This window comes from Rhodovibrio sodomensis (assembly GCF_016583645.1).
Lineage (GTDB): Bacteria > Pseudomonadota > Alphaproteobacteria > Kiloniellales > Rhodovibrionaceae > Rhodovibrio > Rhodovibrio sodomensis.
This window is the reverse complement of sequence record NZ_NRRL01000038.1, coordinates 1-24387: the sequence shown is the minus strand read 5'-3', so window position 1 is coordinate 24387 and position 24387 is coordinate 1. Positions and strand designations below refer to the sequence as shown.

The window sequence follows — 24387 nt, the reverse complement described above, 5'->3', positions numbered from 1 at the left end:
GGCGCAGGGTCGCGCGCAGGCGCGTTTCCGGTCGGACGGGGGCCGGGCAGACTAGGGATCTGGGGCAGCGGCCGGGCGGCCGCGTACGGCCGCCCGGTTCTGCGTCTTCAGCCCCGCAGGATCGCGGGGATGCACGGGGCGGCTGAAACCACCGACTCCGCGCGGGACATCTCCACGGGAAAGCGCACCGGCCCGGGATGAGCCGGCGCCCATGGAGATCAGCTGCGTGCGGCTTGCAGCAGCATGAAACCGAAGCCGAATGCCTTGTGACGGCCGATGCCGCCCGACAGCAGGCTCCGGAAGCGATCCGGGTCACGCACGGTGAGCGTGCCCTGGATCTTCGCCGCGGGGCGGCGCAGCGGCTTCAGCCGGCGGGTGCCGTCCCGCCGTGTCACCCGGGGGTGCGACAGGCCGGCCAGATGGGCGTCGACCAGCTCGGCCGCACCCTGCAGCCGCTCGGCAAGCCAGCCGACGTAGGCCTGCTCCGCAGAGAGCTTGTGGCCAGCGCGCCGGGCCGCCAGGTGGCAGTCCTGCTCGCCGGTCTTGCGGTTGCGGCGCACCGGGCAGCAGCGCAGCCGGAAGCCGATCCGGGTGCCAGCCGGGATCTCCTCGGGCAGGGCGTGGCCCCGGAAGAGATCGGGCTGCAGCGCGGTCAGCGCGGCGGGCTCGGCCAGCAGGCGCGCGCGGGCGCGCATCGCTTCGTCGTCCGTGCGCGTGTAGCCATAGACGATGATCTCCGCGCCCCGCGTCTGGGTCATGAACGGCTGTGGCGCCGCGTCGCCCAGCGAACGGCTCATCAGGGTGTGCAGCAGGTAGTCCTGGTCCGCGCCGTGCAGCTCATCGTCGAGATCGGCCAGCAGGTCTTGCAGGTTGGCCCAGTCGTAGAGCGCGCGCATCGGGATGGTGAGTTGGACGAGGTGGAGCATCTAGGGCGTTCCGAGCGTGCCGCGCACCAGCGCGGTCTCCCCGCCGTGGGCGCGGGTGGTCCAGTTCCGGCGATCCGCCTTGAGGGCGGTGTGGGCGTCGAGCGGGCGCAGGGCCGGCAGGCTGACCGGCCACTCGGCGAGGCTGCCGGCTGGCACGATCTCGGCCAGGGCCGCGAGCAGGCAGTCGCTGTCGACCACCGAGTGGAGCAGGGGATCGCTCGGCAGGCAGGTCTTGCGGCCGATGAACAGCGGGCGCGCCGGGTATTCCAAGGCGTCCGCGAGCGTGTCGATATCCACGGCGTCGTCGGCTGGCTCGAGGGCGAGCGCGACCGCCACGCGGGCTCCGGCGTGGTAATCGCGCTCGGTGCGCACCGGGCCGTTGGCGTGGGTATAGGCGTGGCCACCTCGACCGATCGGCTTGCCGGTGGCGCTCCAGTTCATGTCCTTATGGCCGGTGTGGGCGCACTGCATGTCGCGCAGACTTGCTCCGGGCGCGATCTGGGCCGTCGCCAGGATCAGCCGGTCCTGCAGGCGCTGCAGCGCCAGATCGTCGGCGTGGTCGAGGCCGAGCGCGTTGCCGAGCAGACCGGCGATCAGGGACCGGCCGGGCAGGCTGTCGGTTTCCCGTCGCTCGCAGATCGAGACGCCGCCGAAGGACATCATCGGCCCCGCCAGGATCATCCGCAGAATGCGCATCGTCGCTGCTCCTTCGTGACCGGGGTCAGGCGGCCCTTGCCGGACGCGCCCGCGGATCGGGCAGGGCCGCCACGGTGCCGGCGTGGTCGCGCACGCGTTCGCCGAGCTCGGCTGCAAGGGTGCCCAGCGGGACAAGGTTGGCGCCCGGCACGGCGGTGCCCCGGACCTGGCTCGCCGCCCAGCGCAGTTCCTGCTGGCCGTACATCTGGTCGGACAGCGCCATCTGCTCGCAGATCGCGTCCAGCGAGTCCCGGACGGTCGGGCCGCAAGGCGTCTCGAAGGCGCCGTGAAGGCTGCGGTTGCGGTAGCTCCCGATCTCGGCGATCACCACCGCCGCCTCGGCGTGGGCGGCCGTCCCGGTCTTCCGGGCGGCCGGTGAGACGGTCGCGATCAGGTGAACCAGGCGCTCCACCACCTCGCCTGCGAGCTCGAGATCCGCCTCGCGCCATTCGGTGCGCGGCAGGCCCGAAAGGTTCTCGATCAGCTTGCCGACGTCGATCACGGCGTAACCGTAGAACACCGTCGAGGTCAGGCGCGCCTCGGACAGCAGGCCGGTCTGCCGTGCGCCGTCGCCGCGGTCGGTCAACTGCTCGAGCACACTGAAGGGGTCGTCCTCGACCTGCGCCTGGTGGGTGCCCATCAGGTGAGCGACGTGCACGGCGCTATCCATCCGGCTGACCATCTCGCCCAGGGTGAACCGCCCGAAGACGGCGGACAGCAGCCCGCAGGCCTGCGGGATCGCCTTCAGATTGCGCGCGAACGCCTTGTCCTGCACGCGCGCGGCCGCGAGCGCGGCGGCCTTCTCTGGGGAGCTGGCCTGATCGAGCACCTCGGTGACGATCTCACGGATGTAGTTGATCTCGCTGACCCCGAGCACGACCGGCTCATTGCGGTCGAACTCCTTGAACGGGCTCTCGGTGCGCGCGGCCGGCAGCGGGTCGTTCGTGCTGGTGGTCCCGACGTCGTCGCGGGCCGGCTCCGACTTCTTCTTGCGCGTGGTCTTGGTCCCGGCAGGCGGGAACAGCGCGTTGTTGAACGGCCACAGCGCCGCTTTGATCGTGGCCACGTCGTAGCCGGCTTCGGCGAGCGGTTCGGCGATCCGCACCCGGACCGCGCGCCGCGAGGTCAGGGTGTCGCTGTTCTCGTCGGCGACCAGCGCGAAGGGGTGGTCGCCGGCCTCGCGCCAGGCGCGCTTCTGGCAGGCCGAGGAGGCGCGCGTGCGCTCGACCCCACCGTAGGTGATGGTCTTGGGGCCGCCGGAGGTGTCGCGGTTCAGAAGGGCGCAGGGATGCGAGACAAGCCAGTGCAGCTGGATCTTGAGCGCCTCCCGGCGCTGCTGGTGGTCGAGCATGATTCGGTCCTTGTGCCTGTGCCGCGGGTGGCCCGGAGGCCCCCGCGGCCGGCGGCGACTGGATGCTTTACCAGCCGTCGCCGAAGGTTTCGTCTTCGCTGGCGATCGCCGCCGCCTCGTGGGCGCTGAGGTCGCCGCTGGTGAGGTAATCTTGGGATCGGGCGTGCTCGTGCGGCCGGTCGCCCTCGACCGCGTGATCGCGCGCGAGCTGGCTGAGCTGCCGGCGGGCGTTTTCGGGATCGCGCAGCATGTCGACGATCGGGCGCCAGTCGAAGCCCACGCCCTGCGTCTTCAGGAGCTGACAGATCCGGATCAGCTGGGCCGGCAGGTTCTCGTGTGTGGTCGCGTAGGCGAGCGTCATCACCCGTTCTGTGGAGACGTTCGCCTTCACGAGCGCCCGGCTGAGCGGGACGTTCGGCTTGTAGTGTTCCGGGGCGAGGTGGGCCATGCCGCACAGAATCGCCGCCCAGGCCCGGTCTTCGCGGTCGCTGGTGCGGAACTCCGCCGGGACGTGGCGCATGGCGGTGCGCCAGAAGGCAGGCGTATCGAGCTCATCCAGGTTCATCCGGCGCAGCTCGGCGAGGTCGGCCGGGTTCATCCGGTGCAGCTTGTGAACCGTCCCTGCGAACTTCGCGACGGCGTCGTCGGTCGGCCGGGGCAGGGCGGCCGCAGCGGCGCCGGCGGCGCGCGAGCGGAAGCTGGTGGGGGTCATGACGGACAGGGTTCCCGGAGCAGCGGAAGCGTGTCGATCAGGGCCCGGTCGAGGCGCCGGTTGGCGAATTCCTCGGCGGGGATCTGGCGCATCCGGCTTTTGCGGTTGTCGGCGATGCAGCGGGCGAGGGCCGCCTCCGCGAAGCAGGCGAGCTCGTCCGCCCAGGTACGGGTATGGTCGCTGCGCGCCTCCGGCGCGGCGGCCAGACGGGCGAACAGGCGGGTGAAGAAGATCCGATCGACCTGCTGGTCGAACTGCTGGACGGCCGACGTCATCGCGTCGAGGTCGCGCGTCCGGGTCCAGTCCAGCCGTTCGGGCGCGTCCTGCAGGTAGCAGAGCGCGGACGGCTTGAGCGCGTCGCCCTTCACCCGGGCGACGTCGCGGAGCATCTCCTTGGCAATCGTTCCGGCGGTATCCCGGCCCGAGGCGCGCCCCAGGATTGAGCGCGCCGGCCGGGGTACCGGCACGATCCGTTCCGTGTAGGACTTCTTGCCCTCGCCGCCGATCACGGCGCGGGCCACCAGGGTGAGGTCTCCCTCCGCTCCGTCCTCGGGGTGGATGCGTTGCAGCAGGGCCGGGCGGTACTTCGACCGGTCGAACAGTAGGCCGGCCATGGTCTCGTAATCGAGCGGCCCTTGCAGCGTGACCGCGGTGCCGCGCTCCAGGTGCAGCGGCGCCCACGGGTCGCCGACGTTGCCCTTCACGCCCGCATTCGGGTTGGTTGCGTAGATGCGCGGGCCCTCGGCCTTGCCGCGCAGCCCCGACAGACGCGCGCCGTCGGCGACGACGCGCAGGCGCCGCGCGACCTCGATGAAGTAGGGATCGAAGTCGGTGATGTTCAGCTGGTCGTGCTTGTTGCTGGTCCAGGGCACGAGCCAGAGCAGGGCCAGTCCGCCGGAGGCGCGGTAGAAGCTGTATTCGGCCAGGACTTCCGCCCGGGCGCGCAGCAGCACCGCGACATCCCGCAGGAAGTGACGGCCGGGCCAGAGCGACGGGGTCGCGCCGACGAACAGACGGCTGCCGTAGCCGCCGTTCATACGCACGATGCCGGGCGCGCCGGGATAGGCATAGGCGGAGATCGTCTGCGCGGCGATCAGGGCGAAGATCCAGTCCTGCGCCTGAGCCCGGTTCAGGTTACCGGCCTTGGTGACGTGGTTGCGGCCGGCGACCGGGATGTCGATCGCATCCGGCGATTCCACTGGCTCGAATCGCAGGATTTCGCCCTCGCCGCAGGGCGACTGCAGGAAGGCCGGACGGCAGGGATCGTCGACGGCCAGGGTCCACGGCTCGTCGTCCGGCCAGTCCGGGGTCAGCCCGCGCAGCAGATCCGCCCAATCGCTCTCCCGGGTCGGCGGCGCCGGCTGGCCGGCCCGATCGAGCGCGAGCGCGGCCAGCTGGCACAGGAAGCTATGCACGGCGTGGAGCTGATACTTGCGTGCCGCCAGGATCGTGTCGACCTCGTCGCGGGCCAGCGCCGCCAGCAGCCCGGGCAGGCTGACAAAGCGGCGTTCGCGCCGGCTCACGATCTCGATCGGGGTCGTTTCCAGCAGGTTCCAGGTCACGGGTCGACTTCCTCGCCGTCGGGGGTCGCCGGGCGCAGGCCCAGGCGGTCGTAGATGAACAGGGCCGGCCGTGGCCGGGCGCCCTTTTTCGGGGTTTTCATGCCGTAACCGAAGACTATCCGTTCGCCGGTTACACTCAGGTTGCCGAAAATCTGCGGCCGGGTACCGTCCTCGGGGTCGTCGATCATCCAGCCGGGGATCCTGAGCTCCGACACCGGGCCGAACGGGCCGTCGAGCGCGGGGTGGAAGTGCGCGGTGACGTCGTTGAGCCCGAGCCGGGTCTTGACGGTCTCCGACGCCTCGCCCCGCTCCTTGTCCCCGTGCGCGTAGCTGACGTCCCGGTCCCGGAGCGCCGCCTTGGCGAGCTGGATGTCGCCCGTGGTCTTGCCCGTGACCTCCGCGGTATGGAACTGCCAGATCGAGCTGTGACCCGACGTGGTGCGCCGGTTCACCATGTCCTGCAGTGCCTCGGCGTGCAGGGCGGACTCGATAAGCCAGCGGCTGTGCTTGGGCAGCGAGAAGACCTTCTTGCGGCGCAGGGTGTCGAGCGTGCACTGCATGACCCGAAGATCGGTGTAGGCGTAGCCGAAACCGTCGCGTTTCGCGTCCAGCAGGTGCTCGAACCCACCTCGCGGGTAGGCAACGATCGCCCGCGGGAACTCGAAGCCGGCCGGCCGGGGGCGCTTGCCGCGATGCATGCGGCCGAGGCGCTGCACCAGCACGTCCATCGGAGCGATGTCGGTGACCAGGAGGTCGGCGTCGATGTCGATCGACTGCTCCATCGTCTGGGTCGACACCAGGATGCATGCGCCCCCGGGACTGCTCTTGCCGTAGCCCGCGACCGCGGCATCATCCATCCGCCGGCGGTCGGCGGGCGAGAAACGCGAATGGTGCAGCGTGGCCTTGCCGTCGAGCGTGAACAGCAGGTCCTGGCGTCCCGCACGCTCCGCGAGCGCCTCGATGGCGCGCTGGATGGCGATCGCCCGGCGGACGGTGTTCGCGATCACCAGGATCTTGCCGCCCATTGCGGCCGCCTTGAAGGCGATCCGGGCGATGCGCTCGGGCGTGTGCAGGACCCGGCAGAGGTCGATCCGGACCTCCCGGCTCTGGGTGCGCGGGATTCGCTTGGACCGGACCGCGCCGCCCGTCTGGCGATAGGTCACCAGCGGGTAGGCGTGCCGGCAGGCGTCCTTGTAGGCGGGGGTGGTCTGGTTGAACAGCTGGGCGCGCAGGTCGGCACCGCAGGTGGCCGACATCAGCAGGACCTGGCTGCCGAGATCGGCGTGATAACGGACCAGCCGCTCGCCGATGGCGGTCATGTAGTGATCCGAGGCATGGACCTCGTCGACCACGAGCATGTGCCGGGCGAGCAGGCTGCCGCGCATCGCCGCGTGCTTGGCCCGGATCTCCGACATCATGGCCTGGTCGATCGTGCCGACCACGATCGGCGCGGCGAAGTAGCGCATCGAGTTCTGTGCCGCCCAGCCACGTCCGCCCGGGTTGGTGTCGCCGTCCCAGGTCACCTTGAAGTTCGGCAGCAGGGTGCCCTGGGCCCGGTCGACCTGGACATAGCCCGGCACCGCGAGCACGCAGGCCGGGGCGGCAAGCCCGAACAGGCGCTGCATGGCCTCGGTGATCCGGCGGTGCATCTGGGTGGCGCTGGTCCGGGTGGGCAGCGCGAAGTAGACGCCGTCCACCAGACCGGCGGCGTAGTTGCGCAGGAACCAGATCAGGGCCGCGTCGGTCTTCCCGGATCCGGTCTCGGCCTCAAGCAGCGCGAGGCCGCCACGCGGCATCAGGGGCAGGTCGGCCATCGCCTGCTGGCAGGCACGCGTCGGGCCGCCGATGATCTGCTCGGCTGTTACGCCGGCGGGGATCGCCGGGGCAACGTTCTGGTCGAGGCCGATCTGCTGAAGCGCCCGGCGGGCGACGGCGCGCGAGAAGGGCGCGCGGTCAAGCCCCTTGCCGCCGTAGGTGAAGGCGTTCTGATCGCCGATCTGCTGGCCCGAGGCCACGAAGTCCGCGAGACTGACGAGGCCGCAGAAGACGTCCTGGAACTCCGGGGTCGCGGTGAGCGTGTCGCCGGCGACGAAGGCGTCGGCGTAGTGGCGGCGGAGGTTGGCGCCGAAGGCATGTAGCTGGGCCACCGGCTCGAACCGCCCGGCCTTGGTCCAGCCGCGGCCGATCTTGGCGATCTCGGCCGGGTCCCGATCGATTTCCAGCGGCCAGCCATGGTGGGACAGGCTCGCCACGAGCATACCGTCGAGTTGCTCGTCGGCCGTGAAGGCGGCCTGATCCTGGAACCAGCCGGCGACCTCGTTGAGTGCGATCGCCCGCTCGAACTCCGGGCGTAGCGGGTTATCGAACAGCGGTAGCGCGCCGAGGGTATGGTCACGGCAGGTGATCTGCTGGCGCTGCAGCAGCGCGCGGTGCTTGGCCGAGACTTTCAGCGCGAAGCCGAGCTGCAGTTTGCCGATGTCGTGCCAGGCGGCAAGGTAGGCGAGCCGGCGGACCTGCAGGCCGGTCAGGTCGTCGAGACCGGCCGAGCGCGCCAGAGCGCGGCGCAGATGATCGTTGCGCAGCAGGCGCTCGAAGGTTTCGGATACGTCGAGGCAGTGCGGCAGCAGACCGTGGAAACGCTTGGCGTAACCGGACCGATCCGACTCGCTTTTACCCCAGGGATAGGACATCTGCTCGACTCCGTATTTCGGTCGTCTCGACCGGAAATTGGGTACTCCACACAGCGGAAGGGCGCCGCGTGACCGAATTCGCTTCTGCAATTCGGCCACGCGGCGGGCCTCACCGGTTCAAAGATCACTGAATCAGTATCTTCCGCCGCCGGTCGCGTCACAGCGGACCGGCGGCGGATTGCTCGGAGACGGGCGCACCCGCTGAGCGGGTGCCGGGAATTCCGCGGGTGCGGCTTACCGGGCACTTGCGCCAGCGGCGCGGGGATCCAGCCGGTGAGCGAGGAGCGCGTAGCCAAGCCCGGTTGCAAGGCATGCCGCGCCGACCAGCAGGACGGCCACGCCGGCGGACTGGGTCAGATCGGTGGTGAACACGGCCGCGGCTGTGAAGCCGACCGGTGCTCCCAGGTTCTTGCCGGTCTGCCACAGACTGGCGAAGGCGCGCGTGCGCTCCGGGGCCTCGGCTTCGGGGCCGGCGAGGGCTGCCTGCCGCCTCAGCTCAGCGAAGAAGCCCGCGTTCCAGAACTGGGTCGTCAGCGTCTGCAGGACGATCGTCAGCGCGATCAGGGCGACGACCCAAGGGCGGTCGGGTGAGAGCAGCCAGATGTCAAGCACGCCCCAGAGCAGCACGAGCAGCGACGTGGAGATCAGGCCGAACTGGATCATCCGGCGCGGCGCGGTGTCGACGCGGTCGATCCGCTGGCGCGCCAGGCGCCCGAGGATCACCAGAGTGGCGACCAGGCCGGTGGCCACGCCCAAAACGCTGAAGACGTGTTCGCTCAGGCCGAGCGCCTGGGTCGTCGCGACCACGTAGACCGGGACCAGGATGCGGCTCTTGAGCAGGCTGGCCGCGTTATAGAGGGTCGAGGTCGCGCAGAGCAGCCAGACCGGGGCCGGGACGGCCTGCCAGGGCCTGTCCGCGCTCGCCGGACCTGGGTCGCGTGCGGATTGACCTGAGCAGAAGAGGATGGTGCTGGCCCCAAGGGCCGCGACCAGGAACGGCACTTCGGGCTGCCAGTGTGCCAGCATGCCAGCGAGCATCACAGACACGCCCAGGATCAGCGGCTGGAGCCCGGTCAGCAGGCTGATCGCCGCGGTGCGCCCGCGGCTGTCCGTGCTCGCGCCGTGAAGGGCGTGGAGAGCGTCGAGGAACCCGGCCTCCCGGACGACGAAACCGCCCACGATCGCGAGCGTGAACGGCAGGGCCACAAGGCTGGTCGCATGGGACCAGGCGGCGAGGCCGAGTGCACCGAGCAAGAAGGCGAGCGCTAGGACGCGCAGCACTGCACGCTCTGCTTGGCTCGCGATCAGCCCCCGTCCTCGGGCGAAATTGAGGGCTGCCGAGAGCAGGTAGGCGGCCACGAACGCGAGCAAGAGGCGCTGGTCGGCGTGTCCAGACAGCGCCATCACGGCGATCCCGAAGATGGTCACGAGTTCGAGAGCGATCAGGCGCAGAAGGTGCGCCAGGACGCCTGGGATCAGGAAAGTCCCGGCAGCACTCCGGGCGAAGAAAACGGGCGATGGCATTGCACAGGTCCGGCCGGGGTGGTCGCCGGGATATGGTGTCGCTGGCATGCCGTGCGCGCGGGACGGGTTGGGTAGCCGGCCATCACGGCCGCTGGCGGCGGTTTTCCTCGATTTCCCGGCGCAGCCAGAACCGGCCAGCGCCGGCTACGCGCATCGTCCTGTTGGTCACGTCGGATAATAGGCCCTATCAGGCGCGGTCCCGGGCGGCGGCTAACACGTTCACGACAGAAGCCCCGGCGCCGCCGGCGCAACTGCGAGACTCCCCCACGAAGCAGTTGCAGCGCGCCTCCACTCTCGTCGATCAGTTCGCCCCGCCAGACGGAGGGATAATCGCTGTAGTGTGGCGCGGCAGAGGCGCGTGGATCGTGGCCCAGGAAATCGGCCAGTCTCGGCAGAGCGCGGTTGGGTGTCGATGAGGGATTCGCGGTCAGGCTCAGGAGGCGCGTCGCCATAAAAACCGCGCAGGGGACCGTCGCCTTCAGGCGACGGGGGAATGCGCGCTTGGGTATTCATCTCTCAGATATATATCAACTTCATGGTCGCCCGCTGCGCCAAGAACGCCGAACAGACTGTCCGTCGCAATAGCGCGAGCCAGAAGGGTAACTACGTGCCCAAGCGCGCCTACAAGTACCGTATCTACCCCAACGCGGCCCAGGTGGCCGGGCTGGAGGCGATGCTGGGCGCCTTCTGCGACCTCTACAACGCCGGCCTGCAGCAGCGCATCGAGGCCTGGCGGCGCCACCGGATCGGCCTGCGCTATCTCGACCAGGCCGCCGAGCTGAAGGCCGTCCGCGCCGCGGACGACCGTCTCGCCGGTTTCAGCTACAGCGCCGAGCAGCAGGTGCTGCGCCGGCTGAACAAGGCCTTCGAGAGCTTCTTTCGCCGCCTGAAGCGCGGCGAGAAGCCGGGCTTCCCCCGCTTCCAGGCTAAGAGCCGCTCCCACAGCGCGGAGTTCCGGGTCGGCGATGGTCTGACGCTGAAGACGTCCGGCCGGATCGGCTGCACCGGTATTCCTGGTGAGATCAAGGTCAAGTGGCACCGGGGCTTCCCAGAGGGCGCCCGGACCGGCACGGCCGTGCTCAGCCGCAGCGCCGGCAAGTGGTACGTCACCTTTCTGCTCACGCTGCCCGATGAGAGCCCCGAGCCAGCAGATCGCCCGGCGGTCGGGCTCGACCTCGGGCTGTCGTCGCTGGTCGCGACCTCTGACGGCGACACCGTCGCCGCGCCGCGCTGGGCGCGCGCGGCGCAGCAGAAGACCCGTCGGCTGCAGCGCCGGCTCAGTCGCTGCCAACGGCGGAGCAAGCGGCGCACCAAGGTCAAGCGCGACCTGGCCCGCCACCACGCGCGCGTCGCCAACCGGCGCCGCGACCTGCTGCACAAGCTCTCCCGCGATCTGGTCGACCGCCACGGCCTGATCGCGATCGAGGACCTGAGCGTCGACCGGCTCAGCCGGTCGATGCTCGCCCGATCGATCCACGACGCCGCCTGGACGCAGCTGCGGCGGTCGCTCGAATACAAGGCTGAAAGTGCCGGTGTTCGGGTGATTGCGGTGGACCCGCGCGGCACCAGCCAGATCTGCTCGGCCTGCGGCGTGCCGCCGCCGGTGCCCAAGACGCTCGCCCAGAGGCGGCACGACTGTGCCGCCTGCGGTGTCAGCCTCGACCGGGACGTCAACGCGGCACGGAACATCCTGCAGCGAGCGATCACATATCCAGACCAGGGGCCCGGAGCGGGCCTTCGGACGTCAAGCCAGCGGGTTGCCGCATAGCTTGTCCGAGAAGCCGTCGCCTTTAGGCGACGGAGTGCTCACAATGCGGATCTCCTGTCTTGCCGGTTGCGAAAGCGCCCGTCCGGGGATCGGGCCGGGCGGTCTCGATCTCAAATCGCATCCGGCATCCAGGGAGCGACGCAACGCGTCGTTCTCGCTCGGAAGGCTCGAAGTCTCGAGAAGGTGCATATTGCGGAGACGGCTACACTCTGGAAGCGAAAGTGGCTCGACTATTGCGGGTTTTCGTGGCAGTTTGGTAGACGTCGCAGGGTCGCCCGTGGAGCACGAGCGCTGAATAGGATCAGGCGCGGACGGCGGTGGCGATGCGGTCCCGCTCCGCGGCGGTCTTGGCAAGCAACCCCTCGCGGGCATGCCGGAGTTGGCGCTGCAGGCCGTTGACGTCGTTCGGTTCCGGCAGGGCCTTGAAGGCGGCCTGGTTGAGCTCCGCGACGCGGCCACTCAGGAGCGCCGCCGCAGGCCGGAGATCAGGGCGGGCGGCTGCCCGCGCAAGGAGGTCGGTGTAAGCGCTGACGGTCCGAGTGAGCTGTGAGGCGGGCGGTCCCGCCGGCGCCACCCCAACCCGGATCGACCGGGCCTCTGTGAGGAGAGCGTCATCGACGCGGGCCAGATCATGGACGCCGAAGTAGCGGCGCGCCGCGGAGACGAGATCGATCCGGGCCGGGCCACTGTGGTTGTCCAGACTGCGGGCATGCTGCAGCCCAGGCCCGTCATCTTGCAGGGCCGCGATCTCGTCGCGGTCCAGGGCGAGCAGCCAGGCCGTCAAGTCGACCTGTAGGGTGGTGACGTTCTGGATCCGGGCGGATGCGGTGAATTGCTGACGGGTATAGGTCGCCCAGGCGCATTCAGGCAGCGCGTCGAGCTCGGACTCCACCCGGGCGACCACCGATCCGTTGGACAGAGTTACCAGCCAGACCGCGTCGCCACGGTAGGCGAGGTGCTCGAGGACGCGTCCCAGGCGGGGCCCGCCGGAGCGAGCGCCCAGCAGGTCCCGCACCCGAGAGGCAGGCAGTTCGGTGCCGACTTCCGACAAGATGGACTCCTACTTCTATCGGATCCTCAGGGGCAGGTGGCCGAGTAGCTGGTTCGGCTGACCCTGGAAGGCGCACGGCCGCCGCAGAAACGGCAGTAGCAGCAGGTCGCCAGTGACATCCCTGCCGTCGACCCCGATGACAATGCCCTGCACAAGCCTTGGCTGGGCATCCTGACACGCCATGATCGCCTGCATGCCACGCTGCGCCAGCGCACTCTGGTCGACATCGATACCTGAGCGTGCGCGCAGCGCGCTCCGGACCCCCTCGCCTAGCAGACGGAACTGCCAGGGCTGAGACGGATCGCGCAGCTCCAGCAGAAAGACGTGTCGCATCTCCGAGCCGAGCCGCTCGGGACGGAAGCTCCCAAAGCCGGCCCCCGGCTGGGTTCCGGCGCCCGGCAGAGCCCGCCAGACAGCGAACACCGCCTCGGCGCGCTTGCTGATCCGGGGTAGCTGGTTCTTCAGCTGACTGACCCCGACCAGGATCGCGCCAGGCGTTTGATCGTTCATAACCTGATTGTTACCTACCGGCGGCTGATCCGGTGATGTGGCGGGCGACGCCCCTGGATACACCCAAATCGGCCTGATAATTCGCGGCGTTTACACCCTAACCGGGAAAGTATTAACGATCTGCGAGGGCGTCGTACTTCTGCAGGGCGCGCGACATGTCAGCGTAGAACTCGCGGTCGAGACGCTCGAAGCGCTCACGGGCGTCCCGGTTGGTGTCGAGCTCCGCGCGCGTCGGCACGCCGATCGCTCGCCGCAGCGTCTCCGCGACGGCCTCCTCGACCGCGTCACTATCCTTGTCGAGGGCGGTCTTGACCAGACCCCACTTGTCGTAGCGCGCGGCCATGAATTCCTGGAAGGCGGGCTCACCGGGGCGCATTTGCGTCCGGCGCTTCAGGTCCTTCAGGTACTTCGCGAACTCGGCACCCTCGGGATCGCTGGCCTGTCCCATCGAGACCACGCCCAGCATCAGAAGCTCGCTGAGCGGGGCGTCCTGCAGCCAGATCGGCATCTCGCCGCGGCCGATCTCCAGCGAGATCGTCATCGAGCCATTGGCGTTTTGCTTCAGGGCGGTTTTCTTGGCGCGCACGAAGGAGGCGGCGCGGGTGAAGGGGCGACCGTCGGCGACCGTCATCCCGCCGGCGTCGACCGCACTCGCCGCATACGCCTGCAGGGCCGACAGTTCGTCGGGGTCGAGCGGCGCCTCGCGCCGCGAACCCTGGAAGGCCGGCTCCTCACCATCTGCGATCGTGAGCGACTGGAAGAAGCCCCAGTCGTGCACCTCGGCGGCGTCGACCGCATCTTCGGGCCGCCGGAAGGTTCCCAGTGGCAGGTGCGGTAGCGGGGTCTCGAGGTCGATCTGAGCATCGTCGCTGGCGACCAGATAGAGCTGACAGCGGGTGGTGCCGTCGCGCAGTTGGCTGGCCATGTCGATCAGGTAGACCAGCGGATGGAGGTCGCTGAGGGCTACCAGCTGCGGCCGGCCCTGAGTGTCCCGCTCCCAGGTCATGCCGGAATAGATCGCGGGACCGCCTTCCGCCGTCGTTGGCTCGGTGGTTGCATCGTCGCCGCTGGCCAGGGAATGCGGTTGCTCTTCGGGCATCGCACGGGTCCTCGTGCAGGTGTGTCGGCTGATACCCCGAAGATGGGTGCGTTCGTGCAGGATGGCGGCCAGTCAGCACCCGGGATAAACCTCGCCGAGTGTGGCGCAACTCCAGGCGTTGAGCGTATCCGCCACGACCGGAAGCTGGGCTAGGCGGAGCAACTCCAGCGTGGCAACGAACGAAAGGCTGTAGACGAACCCGCGGCGGAATCGCGGGATCCCCTTGAGCGAGACGTACAGCCAGAAGACGGCGGTGACGACGAAAGGGGCCACCATGGCGATCCCGAGAACAGGCGTTTTTTGGCTCCAGTCGATGCCCATGCGCGCTAGCGGTATGGGAGCCACTACGGCGGCCATCAGGAAAAACATCATGGTCCACGCCGTGACGAAGGAAAGCGCGCGCAAGGCTGTGGTCCCGCTCCAGATCCGAGCATTCTTGATGTGGGGGAACAGCTCCCTGTCGGTCTGGAGCAGGATGCTAAGCATGCCCCTTCCGTGTTTGCCGCCGACCAGCATGATGATCAGTGTTGGGCCAAAGGTGGCCGCGTACAGCATGACAAGATCGGCACTGATGCGATCCAGTTTTGGGATCAGGGGCAGATACGCGGTGAGATCGCTCAGCGCGGCCGGGATATGCGCCCATTGGGCCAGCACTGCCCGGACAAAACGCAGGATCTCCGCACGTTCAAGCGGCAGGATCTCCTCCAGGAAGGCCAGCAGTGTGAAGGCAGCCGCGATCCCGCGCAGGTACCAGATGCGCGAGAACAGGCCCTGGATCCACTCCTTCAGTCCCGCCCGTTCCATCAATTCCCGGTGAGCGCGCCGCCCGGCGAAGAGGGTTATCGTCCCACTATATCCGGATGGCGCCCGGACTCACAGGCGGTTCTTGAACGCACAGGCGCTGGGGCCCGACATCCGCTTTCAGGCACTCGAACCGAACGGTCGCCTGAGCGCATGAGTGATGGTGCGCAGCCAGTCGAGGATCTGATAGCCGAACTTATAGAAGCAGGCGATGGCGCCGTTGACCAGTGCCGCGAGCACGAGGAGCGCGATCGGGACACGGATATACGAGGACCTGGTCTCCAGAAGTTGCTGGGTCACTTCCGGGTGATTGGCACGACACGTCTCAGAGACATCGCGGTTGCTTGTTTGACGTCGATGAGTTGGCGATTCCCGCTATCAGTCTCCGCGCGCGTCGGTCAACGCGCCGCTCTCTCGCGAGGCGCTGGGCTGCACAAACGAAAACCGCCGCGCGGTGAGGCGCGGCGGCGATCGCAGGCTTCTGTGGGCGAGGGGCCGCCGGCCGTCACTCGCGCATGATCCCCAGGATGTTCAGGATCCAGATGAACAGCGTGATGAAGCTGCCGTAGAGCATGAAGGCGCCGAAGATGGCCTTGCGGCTCTGGACCTCGCCGAGATCGCCCTGGGCGTACATGTTCTTGATCATCTGCGTCTCGTAGGCGGTCATCGCCGAGAACAGCAGGACCACGCCGATCGAGAGCACCAGTTCGAAGCCCGTGCTCTGGATGAAGAAGACGTTGACCAGCAACGCGATCAGGACGCCGATCGTGGCCATCATGAAGAAGGTCCCGAGGCCCGACAGGTCCTTCTTGGTGGTGTAGCCGAGCAGGCTGGTTCCGGCGAACGCCGCGGAGGCCATCAGGAAAGCGCGCACCAGCATCATCGGGTCCTGCTGGGCGTAGACGGCGAACATCGGTCCCAGGAGGGCGCCCCACATCGCCGCGTAGGCCCAGAAGCAGCCCTGTGCCGCGGCCACCGATCGGGTCATCATCAGCTTGGGCGCGAACCAGCCAAGGCCCAGGATGCCGATGAAGAGGACCCACTTGAACGGACCCATCATCAGCTGCAGCGCGGCCGGGCTCATCGCCACCAGCATCGCCAGCGCGCCGGTGAAGGCGACGCCCAGCGCCATGTAGTTGTAGACCCGCAGCATGTAGCTGCGTAGGCCAATATCGACAGCGGCCGCATCCACGGCCGCAGGGTTGCGGCTGATCGGACCGTGACGCATCTGCACTCTCCTCGTTGCGTGCATGAAGTGACTCCGCGAGCGGTTTCGGCGCCCGCTACCCAGGAATGTGGGGGCGATCCTCGACTGCGGCCGTAATTACCCCTGACTTTCAGGGTAAATCGGCGAAAATCGGGGGCTTACGTGACCCCTTGGGCTTTTCGGGGCGACGGGTCGGGCTGGTGCGTCATCCGACGTACGGGCTTACCCCCTGAACGGGATCAGAGGGGTGCGGCGCGCAAGAAAATGCCGGGTCCGCGGGGAACGGACCCGGCAAGTCAACAGGGAGGCGTGCCGCCAGCACCGGGGAGGGGAAACGGGATCAGTGCCGGCGGGCAACACCCCTGAAACTAGACCCCAGACCTTTCATTTCGGTTACAGTTTGCCGGATTCGCTTCGTTTTTCCGTAGCTGATGGCGTTTCGACCGTACTTCCGGTGAAAAAATCATCCTTCCTGACCGTGGCGCCGTTGCGGCCCCCATCTCTCGCTAGAATATCCCGTTCCGAACCCTGCGCGGATCCCCTGCCGGTCCGCTGCGGCCAACCCGTTGAAGTCGGAGCTGTCAGATGAGTGAGAGCCAGAAGCGCCGTTCGCCTCTTGAGGATTTCGTCGGCCCGCGCCAGGCCATGTCGTTCGACGAGTGGCGCGAGCTCGGGCGCATGGGCGCCTCGATGACCGTCGCGGACGCGGCGTTCAAGGACTACGACGCCCGCGAGCTGGAGATCGACGACGGCACCGACCGGCCGGGCCGCAAGCCGGCGGATGAGCTCGAGAAGCGCGCGCACATCTACATCGGCTTCAATCATCCGCTCGCCAACCAGCAGCGCCAGCACGGGCTGAGCGAGCACGAGGCGAGCTGGTCCTATCACAACTACCTGCGCCGCACCCTGACCCGTCGCGACCCGAAGGCCGCGGCGCTGTTCAGCGCGTTCGCGCGGTTCGGTCAGGACCTGCGCGAGGAGGCCGCCGAGCTGGCGCGCCAGTCCGCTGGGAACAACAAGCCGAACAACTTCGACAAGCTGCTCGATGAGGGCATGGGCGCCCAGCAGGCGAGCGAGCTGGCGGCCGAGATGGACAGCCTGGCGGGTCAGTCGCGGGCGGCCGCCGGCGGCCAGGACGACTTCACGGTGATCGCGGCGACCACCGGCGAGGCCCGTATCGCCCGTCACGTCATGGACTACGCCACCCAGCAGCTGGTCGGGGACGGTCACAGCCGGGCGACCAACACGCTCTGCACTCCAGAGCGCATGCCGTCGGCCGAGCAGATCGAACAGATGCTGGCCGAGGTGCAGCCGGCGATGTTCGACCAGCAGCGCGAGGAGCCGGTCAGCCGGACCTTCACCGATCGCCGGACGGGTGAGAGCAAGACCCAGGTCTACAAGGGACAGATCGGCGTGATCGCGTCGTTCGGCGCCGAGGGCGCGGCCGCGCGTCAGGTCGCCGAGCTGGACCGAGACGTCGCCGTCGCGCCGGGCCGCAACCGGGCGCTGTGGGACACCCTGATCCAGGGCAAGGATCCGCACTACCGGGTCCCGGCTGCGAGCAAGCAGGAGAACCTGAAGGCGCGCGAGTACAACGACCGGGTGATCGAGACCAGCGACCAGGTGATCGTCGCCTGGAATGGCAACGACGACGACCTGGCCCTCGCGGCGGCGGCGAACGCCGCGCGGCGCGGCAAGCTGCACCAGGTGGTCGATCACCAGGGCAACGAGCTCGACGTCGATGCCGTGACGGATCACGCGCTGGCGATGAACCCCTCCGCGCGCGAGGCGCGCCGGGCCAAGACCCTGAGTCAGTTCGACGTCGAAGCGGCGACCCCGGAGGGCCGGCTGGCGCTGTCCCAGATCCGCGGTCTGTCGCGCGCCGGGCTGGATGCGCTCAGCCAGACGCCGCTGTCGATCAACGAGCTGGCCGACCTGGCGCAGAGCGAGGAGGGCCAGCGCTCGCTCTACCGCGACCATCGCATCCCCAGTCAGGCGATCCGGGTCCTGCAGGACGACAAGGCGATGTCCGAAGCGCGCGAGTCGTTCGGCCGGATCATGAACCACTGCCGGGAGCAGGGTGTGACGGTGGTCGGGCCGCAGCACTTCCCCGAGAAGCTGCTGCAGGCCGGCGCGGATGCCCCCGCGGTCCTGTTCGTGCAGGCGAAGGAGCCTGAGCGTCTGGCCGAGTTCCGCGACGCGGTCGCGGTCGTCGGCGACAGCGAGCTGCTGCCGCACAGCGCACAGCAGGCGACCCGTCTCGGGCAGGCGCTGGATCAGCAGAACATCAAGATGATCCAGATCGAGGACCAGGGAATGCCGGCGATGGCGACCAGCCAGCCCTCGATGCTGGTTCTGACCAGCGGCCACGGTCACGTCCCGCGCGGCACCAGCCTGAGCTGGAAGACCGAGGAGAACGGTGCCCAGGTCGCCACCGGCGTCGACGGTAACACCTGGCGGGTCGCGCTCGCCAAGGACGGCCGGACGGTCGAGCTGTCCTCCGCCAAGGCCGGCAAGACCAGCATCGTCCGCCAGGAGGGTATGCCCAAGCACTTCGACGAGATGGATGAGGCCGGCCAGGCGAACGCCCGGACGCGCAGCATCGGCCGCATGAAGGACGAGGCGTTCCATCACGACAACGAGATCGTGCAGGCGCCGATCCGCGCGCAGCGCGCGGCCGTGGTCGAGCACGGCGGTTTCGTGGTTTCGGCGCTGCCGCCGATGGAGACGACCTCGGTCTACGTCCACGCCGAGGGTCAGCGCGTCGGCCTGCCGGCGGTGCGGACAGAGCAGACCCAGCAGCGCGCAGCCGAGATGACGGCGACGATGTCGGAGGCCGTGCTCGTGACTCAGATGGGAACCCGCAGCCCGATGCGGTACGCGCTGCCGGCGGCGGTCGACACCAAGGCCGAGATCGGCGTGCAGGTCCCCGTCAAGCAGGTCATGAACCTCGACGAGGTCGGCGGCAACATGGCCCTGATAAACGGCCGGGGCCGGGACCTGTCCAACGTGATGGATCTGCCGGTGCGCCACGGCGACGTGTTCGCCCTCAAGCTCGCCGACAAGCGGGTGGCAACCCCGATCACCGACAAGCCCGAGGAGACCGCCAGCAAGCTGGCGGGCTACCTGAGCCGGCGCGCCCAGCGGCGCGCCTCCCAGGGCGACGAGGCCAAGGCCGCCCAGGCCGAGCTGTAAGGGTGCTGAAGGCGCCCTGACTCGACGATCCCGCGGCCGGACCGGGCAGCACCGGCCGGCCGCGGTTCTTTTCGACACCCGTTGCTCGGAGACACGAGAGATGTCCACCCGCATCGCCATCATCGGCACCGCCGGCCGGAAGGACGACGGCGCCCGCCTGACCCGCCACGTCTGGGAGCAGATGCTCGCCGACGCCCGCCAGCAACTGGCCGACATCCAGGTCATCGAGGGCGCCGATCCGGCGACCACAACGCTCGTCTCCGGTGGCGCTGCCTACGCCGACCACCTGGCGGTCAAGCTGTATCGCGAGGGCCTGGCGGCCGACCTGGAACTGCACCTGCCCGCAGAGCTCTCGGATAACGGCTTCGTCGAGGATCCCGCGCGCGGCCGGATGGACGCGGGTCGGGTGGCGAACTATTACCATGGCCAGTTCAAGAGCCGGACCGGCGTGGACGGCCTGGCGGAGCTGCGCGCCGCCGCGGCAAGCGGTGCCAGGGTCGAGGTCACGCATGGCTTCAAGGAGCGCAACACCAAGGTCGCTAATTCGGCGGACGTGCTGCTCGCCTACACCTTCGGCGGCGGGCGCGAGATCACCAGCGCGGTGCCGGGCGAGCTGGCCTACGCCGATGCCACGGCCGCGGGCCTGAAGGACGGCGGTACGGCGGACACCTTCGGCAAATCGCGGGCCGCACGACTGAAGCGCCACGTCCCGATCGATATGATCGAGCAGCAGGTGCGCGAGCGCGGTGGCCGGGCGGCTACCGAAGGCGCGCAGAGTGGGCCGCGCGCGGGTGCGGAACCGGAGACGCCGGCGCTGCAGGCTGCGATGTACTTCTCCTACGGCAGCGGCAAGCGCGCCGACGTCGAGAGCGACTCAACCTTCGACGCGATCCTGGCCGGCGAACGTACCTCGACCACGCGGTTCGACGCCTGGCGCGGAACAGATCGCTGGCGCGGCCTGCGGCCGGGACAGAAGGTCCGCTTTTTCGCCGACCGAGAGCGCAAAGGCCGGGCGGTCGACGTGACCGTTCAGGAGGTCCGGGAGGTCGATCTCGCAGCGATGGCGGACGCGCAGATGGAGGCCTGGTCGCGCGCCGAGGGCTGGTCGGTCGAGGCCGGGCGGCAGTACGGCCAGAAGTACGGTGCGGGCGTCCAGGTGATCTACGGCGACCCGCAGCCGGTTGGTGAACGGGCTGCGCAGCGAACTCCGGATCAGGGGCAGCTCGATCTCGGTCTGGCGCCGGCGGCCGGCGACACCAGCCGCTTCCAGAAGGGGGCGGCGCGGCCGGCTGAGGCCGCGGCGCCGCGGAACGCAGCGGCCTACGGCGCGCGTGACGCGATCCGCGGCTTCGACGGGCAGTACCGCTGGCTGTCTAACTTCGCGCCGGTCGAGGTCACGCTGGACGGCGTGAGCTACCCGAGTGTCGAGCACGCGTACCAGGCCGCAAAAACGCTCGATCCGGACGAGCGCGCCCGGGTGCGGGCGCTGGAGCGGCCGGGCCAGGCCAAGCGCGCCGGCCGCACGCTCACTATCCGAGCTGACTGGGATACGGTGAAGGTCCAGGTGATGCGCGATCTGCAGCAGCAGAAGTACGCGCAGGAGCCTTACCGGGCGAACCTGCTGGCGACTGGGGAGCGCGAGATCTACGAGCAGAACACCTGGGGCGACCGCTTCTGGGGCGTGGATCCACAGGGCCGCGGCGAAAACCGCATGGGTCAGCTGGTGATGGAAACGCGCACCGCGATCCGCGAACGCGAGGCGGTTGCGCGTCCGGCTACCCAGTCGCGTGAGACGCCCGAGGAGACAGGGCGGCGCCAGGAACTGGCCCGCAAGGCGCAGCGCGACCGGGATGACGCGACAACCACCCCTGGCATGACCGCGAGCGAGCGCGAGGCCGCCCGGGCTTCCGGGGGCGAGGTGGTCGGTCGCGCTGAGCAGCGCCTCTCCCGCCAGGCCACCCGTTCCGCCGCGGCGGCCGCGCAGACCGTGAACCAGGCCGCCGCGGGGGTTGCCGCCGGCTACGTGGCTGGCGAGGCCGTTGGAGAGGCCGTGGCCGGGGCCGTTGCGGGGGAGGGCGAAGAAACTGCGGAAAAGGTGGCGATGCGCGTAGCGGACCGGCCGGCCGCCACCACCTCCCCATCCGAACCCATCGCCGCCGGCGCCGCCGTGGCGAGTCCCGTTGTATCGGAGAGTGCACAGATGTCCGAGACCCAGCAGGCCGAGACCGGTCAGACCCAGGCCGCCGCTCCTGTCAGCACCCGCCAGCATCTCGAGCGGATCGCCGGGATGGCGGTCGAGATCGCCACCATCAACAAGAACTCCGGCCTGATGCGCGCCTTCAGCGGCGACCGCGAGCTGCGTGAGGTGCAGCAGGCGCTGGTCGACATGAACGCGACCCTGACTGAGGCCCGCCTGCTGCACGGCGAGCGTTCGGCCGTCGAGCCGCGGGCCGTGATGACCCGGCGCCTGGAAGACGTCGCCGCGGTGACCATGCGGGTGGTGGATGAGATGTCTGAGCCCGGCATCCCGGCGCGGCTCCTCGCGGCCGACCCGGCCGGCGGCCGCGCAGCTGCGATGGCGATGGAGAGTGCGCGGACGGCGGAGTCCAGCTTGGCGGCGTTCGACTACACCACGCCGAACTCCGAGGAGATGACGCTGGCGATCGAGCGCGGCCGAACCGGCGAAGGTGTGCGTCAGGTGCAGCGTGCGATCTTCGAGGAGGTCGCCGGAGAGTCGCTCGACTTCCTGGAGAAGGCGCATACTGCCGGTGCGAACCTGGACGGGCTCGCGCAGACCCGGGCCGCCCATCACGGTCTGCTGGTCGCCCTGGATAACGCGGGCTACCTGCTGCCGGGCGAGAGCGAGACCCGCACCGAGCCGCTGCGCCTCCAGTCGCACGACATCCCCGGGGACAAGCTGCGGGCGATCGTCGAGGCGGCCGATGATTTCGCGCGCGCGATCGATGCGGACAGCCTGCAGGGCCTGACGTTCACCGAGGTCAACGCCGCCATGAGCCCGCTCGCCGTGGACGGCCTCGCGCGCCAGGCCAACGGCCTGAAGGCGACGCTCCAGGCCGCCGGCTACGCCCAGGACGAAGTCGACACCTCGCAGCTGGGCAAGCCGGTGATGGTGGACAACGACATGGAGTTCTCCTTCGCCTACATGGTGCGCGGCGCGGACGAGCCGGCCGGTCAGGTCAGCGAGCAGCAGGTACGCGACCGGCTGTTCATGGAGTTCGACGAGGAGGGCCTGATGGGCCGGGTCAAGTTCGTTGAGCTGGCCGCGCCGACGCGCGCAGCGGCCGTCGAGGCCTTTGGTCAGGAGATCGATCGCCGCGGCCTGGACCGCGAGCAGGTGGTGGTGCTCGGCTCCGGCAACGAGGAGCTCGGCATGGAGCGCTTCGACGAGATCGAGATTGCTCTCGCCGAGGGGCTCGATCCGGAGCAGCCGCTGCCGAGCGATTTCCGCGGGCGTTCCGCGCTCAGCCCGGAAGTTGCCGAGCCGATGGCGCGCCTTCTGGAGGTTGGCGAGACGATTGGCAACACCGCTCAGGTCGACACCCAGAACCACACGCAGGTGACCTTTGAGGCTGGCCTGCTGAAGGACCTCAAGGCCGCCCTGCGTGAGACCGAGGAGAGCGGCGCTTACCAGACCCTCTACGACATCACCCGCGGCAACGCGAAGGCGCCGGGTCTGGACTATGAGAGCGCCGGCTTCGCCATGCAGGTGGTCGACAAGCTGCGCGACGTCGCGGCGCTCACCAAGGTCCGCAGGGACGACGAGGTGTCGAGCGAGAGCGGCGACGGCCGGCAGGCGACCGTGTCCCAGGAGGCGCTCGACGGCTATTTCGGCGCCCATGACAACGCGCTCGCGACGGGGGCTGTGGTCGCGATCAACGCGCTCGCCGGCCGGGACAGCACGGTCGATCTCAACACCCTGCGCGAGGGACGTGCGGCGTCCGGGTTCATGAGCGTACGCGACGCCATGGGCGCCGGCCGGATGGGTGCGCCGGACAAGGGTGACGACACCAAGGCGCTGCACAAGCCGCGGTCGGAGATGACCTACGCGTACTACCGCTCGCTCTCCGAGAAGATGCAGCGGGCCTCGCGGGCCTTCATCATGAAGCCGGGCGAGGGGCACTTCGAGGGCTACTTCTCCGCCCAGGGCGGTGATCAGAAGGTGGCCGTCTGGCGCCAGCGCCGTCTGCGCGACTTCATCCGGCAGAAGACCTTCAACGCCGACGGGACGCCCAACATCGCCTTCCGCTCGGCGCTGATGAGCCTGAACCTGGACGACAAGAACAAGAAGGGTCTGCTGGGCGTGCGCGCCGTGGTGGCGCCGACGATCGAGGAGGCCCGGGTGATCCGCCAGGAGAGCGACCGGCTGATCGAGGAGCACCGGGTCGGCCTGGAGAAGCAGCAGAAGGAGTTCTCCGAGAAGCTGCCGAAGTCGCAAGCGAGCTTCGACCGGACGGACGTCGAGCGGTTCGTCCGCAAGGCGGAGCGTAACGGCCAGGAGATCCAGGCGACGCTGGTCAAGCGCGACGACCAGCTGGTGCTCGAGCACCCGGATGCGCCGACCATCCGCAGCCAGTCGGTATCCGGCGCCGGGGTCGAGGAGATGAGCGACGGCTACCGCCTGACCAAGGTGTCGCCGAAGCAGCTGCGCGAGGCCATGGAGGCCCAGCCGGAGGCGAGAGACATCAAGCTGCAGCTCGAGGCGGACCGCCTGCGCAAGGTGCGTGTTGAAGAGAAGCAGAAGCGCGGCCAGGGTATCGCGATGTAACCCGACGCGCCCGAAGTTGAGCGACCAGGCCCCGCACGCCCACCCGTGCGGGGCCTTCTGCTTTGGTTGACCCGAGCCTTGATCGCGGTCTGCGTGCCTTGGCCGTGTCGACGACCGTAAAACCCATAGCCGGTTCGATCGATCATTGTCGCGGAGAAACTTAAAAATCTACGAAATAGGGTTCTGAGGACGTTTGCTAACCCCAACTCCGTCTATGTGGGTGCCGCGGCGGCGCCCCTTTCGTCCGCTGGAAATATCGGGTCAGGAGAGCAACGTGTCGGTTCCCTTCATCAACGTACGCAGCCGCCGGGGCGCGAGTAAGATCGGCTACGCGATCCTTCTGGGCGTCATTTCGCTCGGGACGGTCGGTGCGATCGCCGCGACCGGCGACAGCATCCGCCACCTGTTCAACACAGTGGAGAACCAGGCGGTCGGCCCGGCGGGCGAGGTCGCCGAGAGCGGCAAGGCCCAGGTCCGGATCGCCGGCGCCACGGCCAGTGAGGACGCCG

Annotated in this window: 17 protein-coding genes; 4 read left to right on the top strand and 13 right to left on the bottom strand. The window is 68.9% G+C overall.

Translation table 11 applies throughout. The annotated features are described in order from the left end of the window. Nucleotides 1-218 precede the first annotated feature (218 nt). From cas6e to CKO28_RS14020, 7 genes are all read right to left on the bottom strand, one after another. Nucleotides 219-926 carry a type I-E CRISPR-associated protein Cas6/Cse3/CasE gene (cas6e, locus tag CKO28_RS14050; RefSeq protein ID WP_200341424.1) on the bottom strand — a complete coding sequence of 236 codons (708 nt, stop codon included), beginning with the start codon at nt 924-926 and terminating at the stop codon, nt 219-221. Next, nucleotides 927-1622 carry a type I-E CRISPR-associated protein Cas5/CasD gene (gene cas5e, locus CKO28_RS14045; RefSeq protein ID WP_200341423.1) on the bottom strand — a complete coding sequence of 232 codons (696 nt, stop codon included), beginning with the start codon at nt 1620-1622 and terminating at the stop codon, nt 927-929. It lies immediately after the preceding gene. A gap of 25 nt (nt 1623-1647) precedes the next feature. Next, entirely contained in the window at nt 1648-2973 is a 1326-nt protein-coding gene (locus CKO28_RS14040) for a type I-E CRISPR-associated protein Cas7/Cse4/CasC (protein ID WP_200341422.1), read from the bottom strand. Between the two features lie 67 nt (nt 2974-3040). Further along, the gene (casB, locus tag CKO28_RS14035) at nt 3041-3685 is read right to left on the bottom strand and encodes a type I-E CRISPR-associated protein Cse2/CasB (protein ID WP_200341421.1); all 645 of its coding nucleotides are present in this window, start codon (nt 3683-3685) and stop codon (nt 3041-3043) included. Then, nucleotides 3682-5247, bottom strand: a complete 1566-nt coding sequence (locus CKO28_RS14030) for a hypothetical protein (RefSeq protein ID WP_200341420.1) — start codon at nt 5245-5247, stop codon at nt 3682-3684. Before CKO28_RS14030 ends, casB begins: the two co-directional genes overlap by 4 nt. Further along, on the bottom strand, nt 5244-7937 hold the full coding sequence (gene cas3 / locus CKO28_RS14025; RefSeq protein ID WP_200341419.1) for a CRISPR-associated helicase Cas3': 2694 nt from the start codon (nt 7935-7937) through the stop codon (nt 5244-5246). Before cas3 ends, CKO28_RS14030 begins: the two co-directional genes overlap by 4 nt. Before the next feature lie 234 nt (nt 7938-8171). Continuing rightward, nucleotides 8172-9461, bottom strand: coding sequence for a hypothetical protein (locus CKO28_RS14020; RefSeq protein ID WP_200341418.1), 1290 nt, complete (start codon nt 9459-9461; stop codon nt 8172-8174). Between the two features lie 493 nt (nt 9462-9954). Between CKO28_RS14020 and CKO28_RS14015 the strand changes: the two genes are divergently transcribed. Further along, nucleotides 9955-11229, top strand: coding sequence for an RNA-guided endonuclease InsQ/TnpB family protein (locus CKO28_RS14015; RefSeq protein ID WP_200341417.1), 1275 nt, complete (start codon nt 9955-9957; stop codon nt 11227-11229). Nucleotides 11230-11530: 301 nt separating this feature from the next. Here CKO28_RS14015 and CKO28_RS14010 read toward each other — a convergent pair whose 3' ends face one another. From CKO28_RS14010 to CKO28_RS13985, 6 genes are all read right to left on the bottom strand, one after another. Then, on the bottom strand, nt 11531-12280 hold the full coding sequence (locus tag CKO28_RS14010) for a hypothetical protein (protein WP_200341416.1): 750 nt from the start codon (nt 12278-12280) through the stop codon (nt 11531-11533). A 15-nt stretch (nt 12281-12295) separates the two neighbouring features. Continuing rightward, complete coding sequence (locus CKO28_RS14005; protein WP_200341415.1) at nt 12296-12790, bottom strand: hypothetical protein; 495 nt, start codon at nt 12788-12790, stop codon at nt 12296-12298. A 112-nt stretch (nt 12791-12902) separates the two neighbouring features. Beyond that, entirely contained in the window at nt 12903-13889 is a 987-nt protein-coding gene (locus CKO28_RS14000; RefSeq protein WP_200341414.1) for a hypothetical protein, read from the bottom strand. 72 nt (nt 13890-13961) lie between these two features. Further along, complete coding sequence (locus tag CKO28_RS13995) at nt 13962-14693, bottom strand: hypothetical protein (RefSeq protein ID WP_200341413.1); 732 nt, start codon at nt 14691-14693, stop codon at nt 13962-13964. A 117-nt stretch (nt 14694-14810) separates the two neighbouring features. Continuing rightward, complete coding sequence (locus tag CKO28_RS13990) at nt 14811-14990, bottom strand: hypothetical protein (RefSeq protein WP_200341412.1); 180 nt, start codon at nt 14988-14990, stop codon at nt 14811-14813. A gap of 205 nt (nt 14991-15195) precedes the next feature. Continuing rightward, the gene (locus tag CKO28_RS13985) at nt 15196-15918 is read right to left on the bottom strand and encodes a Bax inhibitor-1/YccA family protein (RefSeq protein WP_200341411.1); all 723 of its coding nucleotides are present in this window, start codon (nt 15916-15918) and stop codon (nt 15196-15198) included. 564 nt (nt 15919-16482) lie between these two features. Between CKO28_RS13985 and CKO28_RS13980 the strand changes: the two genes are divergently transcribed. From CKO28_RS13980 to CKO28_RS13970, 3 genes are all read left to right on the top strand, one after another. Continuing rightward, a complete protein-coding gene (locus CKO28_RS13980; protein ID WP_200341410.1) occupies nt 16483-19092 on the top strand; it encodes a hypothetical protein in 2610 nt (869 codons plus the stop codon). Nucleotides 19093-19192: 100 nt separating this feature from the next. Continuing rightward, nucleotides 19193-23878 (top strand): NADAR family protein, encoded by a 4686-nt coding sequence (locus tag CKO28_RS13975; protein ID WP_200341409.1) that lies wholly within the window; start codon nt 19193-19195, stop codon nt 23876-23878. Between the two features lie 274 nt (nt 23879-24152). Beyond that, nucleotides 24153-24387: Flp family type IVb pilin (locus CKO28_RS13970; protein ID WP_200341408.1), on the top strand; the 235-nt coding region annotated here is incomplete at its 3' end.

Coding starts and splice junctions, on each gene's coding strand:
- CKO28_RS14020 (WP_200341418.1), bottom strand. CDS start 9,461: ATGCCATCGCCCGTTTTCTTCGCCCGGAGTGCTGCCGGGACTTTCCTG.
- CKO28_RS14005 (WP_200341415.1), bottom strand. CDS start 12,790: ATGAACGATCAAACGCCTGGCGCGATCCTGGTCGGGGTCAGTCAGCTG.
- CKO28_RS13985 (WP_200341411.1), bottom strand. CDS start 15,918: ATGCGTCACGGTCCGATCAGCCGCAACCCTGCGGCCGTGGATGCGGCC.
- CKO28_RS14040 (WP_200341422.1), bottom strand. CDS start 2,973: ATGCTCGACCACCAGCAGCGCCGGGAGGCGCTCAAGATCCAGCTGCAC.
- CKO28_RS13975 (WP_200341409.1), top strand. CDS start 19,193: ATGTCCACCCGCATCGCCATCATCGGCACCGCCGGCCGGAAGGACGAC.
- cas6e (WP_200341424.1), bottom strand. CDS start 926: ATGCTCCACCTCGTCCAACTCACCATCCCGATGCGCGCGCTCTACGAC.
- CKO28_RS14000 (WP_200341414.1), bottom strand. CDS start 13,889: ATGCCCGAAGAGCAACCGCATTCCCTGGCCAGCGGCGACGATGCAACC.
- CKO28_RS14015 (WP_200341417.1), top strand. CDS start 9,955: ATGCGCGCTTGGGTATTCATCTCTCAGATATATATCAACTTCATGGTC.
- cas3 (WP_200341419.1), bottom strand. CDS start 7,937: ATGTCCTATCCCTGGGGTAAAAGCGAGTCGGATCGGTCCGGTTACGCC.
- CKO28_RS13980 (WP_200341410.1), top strand. CDS start 16,483: ATGAGTGAGAGCCAGAAGCGCCGTTCGCCTCTTGAGGATTTCGTCGGC.
- casB (WP_200341421.1), bottom strand. CDS start 3,685: ATGACCCCCACCAGCTTCCGCTCGCGCGCCGCCGGCGCCGCTGCGGCC.
- CKO28_RS13995 (WP_200341413.1), bottom strand. CDS start 14,693: ATGGAACGGGCGGGACTGAAGGAGTGGATCCAGGGCCTGTTCTCGCGC.
- cas5e (WP_200341423.1), bottom strand. CDS start 1,622: ATGCGCATTCTGCGGATGATCCTGGCGGGGCCGATGATGTCCTTCGGC.